This window comes from Williamsia sp. (genome assembly GCF_016462415.1).
Classification (GTDB): domain Bacteria; phylum Actinomycetota; class Actinomycetes; order Mycobacteriales; family Mycobacteriaceae; genus Williamsia_A.
Map to the genome: position 1 here is coordinate 5,708 of NZ_JAEMTF010000125.1, position 6,597 is coordinate 12,304.

The 6,597-nt window shown below is 67.2% G+C and carries 4 protein-coding genes, 1 pseudogene and 1 riboswitch; of the genes and pseudogenes, 2 read left to right on the top strand and 3 right to left on the bottom strand.

Annotation, left to right across the window (positions count from 1 at the left end; all coding sequences use genetic code 11):
* Window positions 1–133: 133 nt before the first annotated feature.
* The 3 genes and pseudogenes from JHC79_RS20660 to JHC79_RS20670 all read right to left on the bottom strand — a co-directional run bounded on the left by JHC79_RS20660 (window position 134) and on the right by JHC79_RS20670 (window position 3,532).
* On the bottom strand, window positions 134–1,390 hold the full coding sequence (locus JHC79_RS20660) for an acyl-CoA dehydrogenase family protein (protein WP_296394368.1): 1,257 nt from the start codon (window positions 1,388–1,390) through the stop codon (window positions 134–136).
* An 87-nt stretch (window positions 1,391–1,477) separates the two neighbouring features.
* On the bottom strand, window positions 1,478–2,095 hold the full coding sequence (locus tag JHC79_RS20665) for a TetR/AcrR family transcriptional regulator (RefSeq protein ID WP_296394372.1): 618 nt from the start codon (window positions 2,093–2,095) through the stop codon (window positions 1,478–1,480).
* Between the two features lie 52 nt (window positions 2,096–2,147).
* Window positions 2,148–3,532, bottom strand: a pseudogene (locus tag JHC79_RS20670) (DUF2252 domain-containing protein).
* Between the two features lie 105 nt (window positions 3,533–3,637).
* Window positions 3,638–3,836: riboswitch (cobalamin riboswitch) on the top strand.
* 165 nt (window positions 3,837–4,001) lie between these two features.
* Here JHC79_RS20670 and metE point away from each other — a divergent pair.
* Together metE and JHC79_RS20680 are read left to right on the top strand one after the other, a co-directional pair.
* A complete protein-coding gene (gene metE / locus JHC79_RS20675) occupies window positions 4,002–6,272 on the top strand; it encodes a 5-methyltetrahydropteroyltriglutamate--homocysteine S-methyltransferase (RefSeq protein WP_296394374.1) in 2,271 nt (756 codons plus the stop codon).
* Between the two features lie 74 nt (window positions 6,273–6,346).
* Window positions 6,347–6,597 (top strand): VOC family protein (locus JHC79_RS20680; RefSeq protein WP_296394377.1); only part of this gene is annotated, 251 nt, incomplete at its 3' end.

Sequence of the window (6,597 nt, forward strand, 5' to 3'; positions counted from 1 at the left end):
GTGTCCACACCGAGGTTGTCGGTGACCGCGAACTGCCTGGCAGGCCAGTCGTGGGCGAAAACATCTGCGCGTAACCCGTCGAGCCCAGACGTCTCGTCCACGAATTCCTGCCCGGTTCCCCACAACAGAGCGGTCAGCCGGTCACGTCGCGCCCGATGAGTCGACGAGCGACGATCCACTGTTGCAATTCGTTCGCGCCCTCGAAGATCTCGAGGATCTTGGCGTCGCGGTACATCTCCTCGAGCCGGACCGACTCGCCGCTCTCCGAGACCTGACGGGCGAAGCCCAGAGCACCGTGGATCTGAATGGCCTCGCGGACGATGTCGTTGGCGAGTCTCGTCCCATAGGCCTTGGCCATCGCCGCCTCCGGCTCCGCGCTGCGGTCGCCGCGATCGAGCAGGGTGGCCGCCTTCTGGTACAGCGTTCTGGCGCACTCGATCTCGGTCGCGCGCTGCGCCATGGTGAACTGCCAGTGCTGCATGGCTCCCAGCGGCGCGCCGAACACGTGACGTGTTCGCAGTCGATCGACCGCGAGATCCAATGCCGCCTGCGCGACCCCCACACCGGCCGCCCCGACACCGATCCGACCTCTGACCAATGCCGACAGCGCGACGCTCAGCCCGTCGCCCGCCGCGCCGAGAAGATTGGCGCGGGGGACGAACACGTCGGTGAACACGATGTCGGCGGTGATCTGGCCGCGATGCCCCATCTTGAGATCCGGGGTGCCGATGCGGATGCCCGGTGACGCCAGATCCACCAGCAGCATGGTCGCCCGATTGCTCCCGGATCCTGCACGCACCAGCACCGAGACCCAGCCCGCGACCACGCTGTTGGTGATCCACCGCTTCCGTCCGTTCACGACGAACCCGCCCGCGGTCTCCTCCGCGACCGTGCACATGCGCTCGGCGGTGAGATCGGAACTCGTCTCCGGTTCGGTGGTGGCGAACGAGAACGCGGTCGCCCCGCTCACCAGCTCCGGTATGAGTCGCGCCCGCACGGCGTCCGAGGCGAAGGAGAGTGTCTGGGGGACGAGGATGCACTGTCCGTCGTAGACCCCGGCCATCGACGACGAGTGGTAGGCGATCTCCTCGGTCACCGTGCAGGTTCCGAGGATCGGGTGTTCCAGACCCCGACCGTGTTCGGAGTCGAACGGCACCGCGAACAACCCCTCGTCGGCGAGGCCTCGGAAGGCTCCCCACGGAAAGCTGTCGACGGACTCCTCGCGTTCACCGATCTCCCGGGCGAACGGGACGAGTCGCTTCTCGACGGCGGCCCGTGCCTCGGCGCGCAGGGCGACGATCTCATCGGGTAACCACACGTCATGGGTCATGGTGTCCTGCGTGCGGGGAACCCGCTTGGTCACCTCGGCGGCTGTGGTGGTCGCTGTCATCGGCGTTCTCCCTCGACCGGGTTGGCTGACTCATTAACAGTCACGGTTGACCGTAAGTAGATCAGATATCCCGCTGGAGGTCGAGGGTCAGTCGTCGAGCATCCGGTGTGCGATCTGCCTCCAGAGCACGAGGTGGGGATCGCCGTCCGGGTCCCGCCGGTCGATCGCGTATGTCAGGGCGACCCCCCGCATGCTGGTGAACAACAGTTCTCGCACATCACCGAAGGCCGGATGGCTGCTGTGCCGTGGACCGAACATCGTCGCGACGACGACCGCGATCGCACGACCGAGTCGATGCTCGGACTCGTCGAGTTGGTCGCGCAACTCGTCGTTGGTCCTGGCCGCCGACCACAGCTCCATCGCCGCCCAGAAGTAGGGCTGACGAAAGGTCCGCCACAACGAACCGACCGCGAGGTCGATGCGGTTGTCGATCGTTCGATCATCGGTGAACCACTGTTCCATCTCCTCGATGCGCTCGATGGCCAGGTGTTCGGCCGCAGCGACGAGAAGGGCATCCCGAGAGGGGAAGTGGTGTAACAGTCTGCCGCGAGACACTCCGGCGAGCGCCTGGATCGTGACGGTGGTGGTGCCGGCGTAGCCGTTGCGCACCAGCGACTCGACGGCTGCGTCGAGGATCAGAGCGCGGCTGTCCGCCCGTCGCTCGCGCTGCGTCCGTCGCGCGTGATCGGGAGTCGCGTGCGTCATCCGTGGAGGCTAACGGCATCGATATCGACGGTCAACGGTGACTGTACCTGGGTCAGATCAGGCCATCGGCCGCAGCGGACAGAAAGTCCCGGTAGTCACGGTCGACCTGATCGGCGTAGCCGACCGACCACCGGGCCACCGCCCGATCCACGCTGTGCTTCTTACCGAGGTAGCCCGCGATCTGGCCGAAGGCCGGGCTCTGGCTGTGGGCCCGAGCGAGCAGCCGCGCACACAGCCGCCCATAGCGGCGCAGCTCTCGTGCGCTGAGGTCGGTGGCGTCGATCGAGCCCTTCATGTCACGGAACTGCCGCCAGTAGAACGCGCCCTCCGACGTCGCCGTCCAGCCCAGGAACGGGTCGGAGTTGGCCTGAAGCACATGCGCACTCGCCACCACCCGGACGGCGTCGCGGGCGAAGGCCGGGGTGTGTTCGGTCTCCGGGATCACGTCGGTCCGGCCGCCACTGGTCTCCAGCACCGACGGCGACGCCTGCTTGAGCTGCAACACCATCGGCTCCTTCGACGGGCCCTCCAGCAGCACGATCAGCGCGATGTTGCCGATGGATCCGACGCCGACGACCCGTCGCGCGACGTCGACGATCTCGAACTGCGACAGCAACAAGGCGACATCGGTGCGCACCGAGGCGAGGTAGTGGGTGAAGATCTCGTCGACGCGTTGCCCGGCGAGCTGCACCCGGTTGGGGTCCTGCGACGACAGCGGAACGACGATCGGAGGATCGGGGGTGATACGACGCCGCCCGTCGACACCGACCTCGGTGATCTTGTCGACGATCGACGCGGCAGTTCGCCTGCGCGCCTTCACCAGAGCCTCCTCGATGACGTCGGCGACCGATCCGCCCGCGGTGTCGGCGAGCTCCTCGGCGTCGACCGAGGTGTAGTACCGGTCGATCACCGACTCCGACGCCGCGCTGCGGATCGCCGATCGGTATCCCGCGACGACCTCCTCGGCCAACTCACGTTGATCGTCGAGGTCGGCACCGTCGGCCCGGGCGCACAGCACCGCGCTCACCGCCAGACGCCTGAGGTCCCACTCCCACGGACCGACGCCGGACTCGTCGAAATCGTTCAGGTCGAACAGGATCGACGCTCAGGACTGGCGTAGAAGCCGAAGTTTCCCAGATGCGCATCACCGCTGATGACCACGTCGATCCCGGTGACGGGCGCCGCGGCGAGGTCGCCGGCCATGATGTCCGCTGTCGCCCGGTAGAACGCGAACGGCGACTCACTCATCCGCGCGATCCGTAGCGGGATGAGCTCCGGGATCCGGCCCTCGTGTTGCGACCGGACGAGTGACACGAGATCGCGATCGTAGGTGGGTACCTCGCCCAACGCAGACCGGGGCAGGACGTCTCGGACGGACTTTCCCATCGCGACGGCGGCGTCGTGGTCGTGACGCTCGAGGAAGTGATGGAAAGGCATGCCTGGATGCTATCGGGGGCTCGATGGGCGTACTGTCGCGATCGCAGCTGGTCTGCCGTACGAGTGACGCCCAGGAGCCCCTGAGTCCGTCGTGCGGCATCGAGCACGGTCATCGCCCATGGTGGTGACCGGGCGAGAGGGAACCCGGTGAGAATCCGGGACTGTCCCGCAGCGGTGAGTGGGAACGACCGCCGACATGAGCACTGGTGGGTCCGCGTGAGCGGAACCGCTGGGAAGCGTCGGCCAGTAGGACAGAGTTCTGCGCCCACGAGTCCGAAGACCTGCCAACTGTGCCGGGTGCGCCGCACCCGGCGGATCATCGCCTCGTGGACTGGGCGTGTGACCGCAAGAGTCGTGCCGTGCCCTCTCACGGGGTCGGATCGTCGCGTGCCATCGGTACGCGGCCGGCTCGTCGGTACCACGTTCTTTGGTGATGGCCATCCGCACGCACCGAAGGATCTACACGTACATGACTGGTACACCTTTCACCGCAACAACTCTGGGCTCCGCGCGCATCGGGCCGAAGAGGCAGCTCAAACGTGCGATCGAGTCGTACTGGGCGGGTCGCACCGACCAGACCCAGCTGCACGCCCTGGCCACCGATCTCCGACGCGACGGTCTGGCGAAGCTGCATGCCGCCGGACTGGACTCGGTCCCGGTGAACACCTTCTCGTTCTACGACCAGGTTCTCGACACGGCCGTCCTGCTCGGTGCCCTGCCACCCCGGGTCGCCGGGATCGCCGACGACCTGGATCGGTACTTCGCGGCCGCCCGAGGAACCGGCCGGATCGCCCCGCTGGAGATGACGAAGTGGTTCGACACGAACTACCACTACCTCGTCCCGGAGATCTCCGCGTCCACCGAGTTCTCGCTGAACCCGACCAAGGTGCTCGGTGAGCTCGACGAGGCCCTGTCGCTGGGCATCCCGGCCCGGCCGGTCATCATCGGACCGATCACGTTCCTGCTGCTGAGCAAGGCGGTCGTCGACGGTGGCGCCCCGATCGATCGGCTCGACGAGCTGATCCCGCTGTATCGCGAACTGTTGTCAAGACTGAGGGCCGCGGGCGCCGAGTGGGTGCAGATCGACGAGCCCGCGCTGGTCACCGACCTGCACGATGACCCGGCCGGACTCGCGTCACGCGTCTACGGCGAACTCGGCAGCGCGACCGACCGTCCGGCGATCCTCGTCGCGAGCTACTTCGGCGACCTGCGTGACGCGCTACCCGCACTGGCGGCCACCGATGTCGAGGGCATCGCGCTCGACCTGGTGCGCGGCACCGCCGACGCGGTCGCCACGGTGCCGGCGTTGACGTCGAAACTCCTCGTCGCGGGAGTGGTCAACGGCCGCAACATCTGGCGCAACGACCTGTCGGCGTCGTTGGCCACGCTGGCCACCCTGCTGGGCTCGGCCGCATCGGTGGCGGTGTCGACCTCGTGTTCGACGTTGCATGTCCCGTACAGCCTCGACCCGGAGACCGAGCTCGACGACACGCTGCGGAGTTGGCTCGCGTTCGGTGAGGAGAAGGTCGTCGAGGTGGTCACTCTGGCCACCGCGCTGCGCGACGGACGCGAATCCGTCAGCGCGACATTGGATGACTGCGCGCAGGCGTTGGCCGCGCGCCGGTCGGACCCTCGCGTGCACGACGACCAGGTCCGTGAGCAGGTGGCGGAGGCATTGCGCGCAGGGATCACCCGTGGACCGTCGGCCGATCGTCGTACGGCGCAGAACGAGCGGTTGGACCTGCCCGAGGTGCCCACGACGACCATCGGGTCCTACCCGCAGACGTCGGCCATCCGGCTGGCACGAGCGGCGCTGCGCAAGAACGAGATCGGCGTAGCCGAGTACGAGCAGCGGATGCGCGACGAGGTCGCGAGCGTGATCGCACTACAGGAGGATCTGGGGCTGGACGTGTTGGTGCACGGCGAGCCCGAACGCAACGACATGGTCCAGTACTTCGCCGAGCAGCTCGACGGGTTCTTCGCCACCGAGAACGGCTGGGTGCAGTCGTACGGGACGCGCTGCGTGCGTCCGCCGATCCTGTACGGCGACGTCCGTCGCCCGCACGCGATGACGGTGGCGTGGATCGATTACGCGCAGTCGCTCACCGACCGTCCGGTCAAGGGCATGCTGACCGGACCGGTGACGATCTTGGCGTGGTCGTTCGTCCGTGACGATCAGCCGTTGGCGGACAGCGCGAATCAGATCGCGGTCGCGATCCGCGCCGAGACCGTCGACCTCGAGGCCGCGGGCATCGGCATCATCCAGGTCGACGAGCCGGCGTTGCGTGAGCTGCTGCCGCTGCGGTCCGAAGACCAGGCGGCGTATCTCACGTGGGCTGTCGACGCGTTCCGGCTGTCGACGTCCGGCGTACGTGATTCGACGCAGATCCACACGCACCTCTGCTACTCCGAGTTCGGTGCGGTGATCGGTGCCATCGCCGATCTCGACGCCGACGTGACGTCGATCGAAGCGGCGCGATCACACATGGAGGTGCTGGGCGATCTGAACTCGATCGGCTACTCCAACAGCGTCGGGCCGGGTGTCTACGACATCCACTCCCCGCGCGTGCCCGAGGTCGGCGAGATCGTGACGTCGCTGAAGGCTGCGTTAGAAGCGGTTCCGGCCGAACGGCTCTGGATCAATCCCGACTGCGGACTGAAGACGCGCTCGACCGATGAGGTGGAGGCGTCCCTGCGCAATCTCGTCACCGCGGCGCACATGGTGCGGTCGGAGTTGTAGACCCGCTGATCGTCCGGGTGGGTGGGGTGGAAACCGCTGCCCACCCGGACGATCGTCCGCTACGGTTTCTGACCATGACGAGCCGACTCGACACCATCGCCATCGACTGCCGCGACGTATCCGCACTCGCCGATTTCTGGACCGCGGTCCTGGGGTGGCAGGTACTCGAGCGCGAGGGGGACGAGTACCTGGCGATCGGCCCGGCCGACGGTTCGTCGCCGGGCATCGATCTGATTGCCGTCCCTGAGGCGAAGACGATCAAGAACCGCCTGCACCTGGACCTGCGAGCAGACGGTTCGACGACGGACGAGGAGATCGCCCGCGT

Coding starts and splice junctions, on each gene's coding strand:
- JHC79_RS20660 (WP_296394368.1), bottom strand. CDS start 1,390: ATGACAGCGACCACCACAGCCGCCGAGGTGACCAAGCGGGTTCCCCGC.
- metE (WP_296394374.1), top strand. CDS start 4,002: ATGACTGGTACACCTTTCACCGCAACAACTCTGGGCTCCGCGCGCATC.
- JHC79_RS20665 (WP_296394372.1), bottom strand. CDS start 2,095: ATGACGCACGCGACTCCCGATCACGCGCGACGGACGCAGCGCGAGCGA.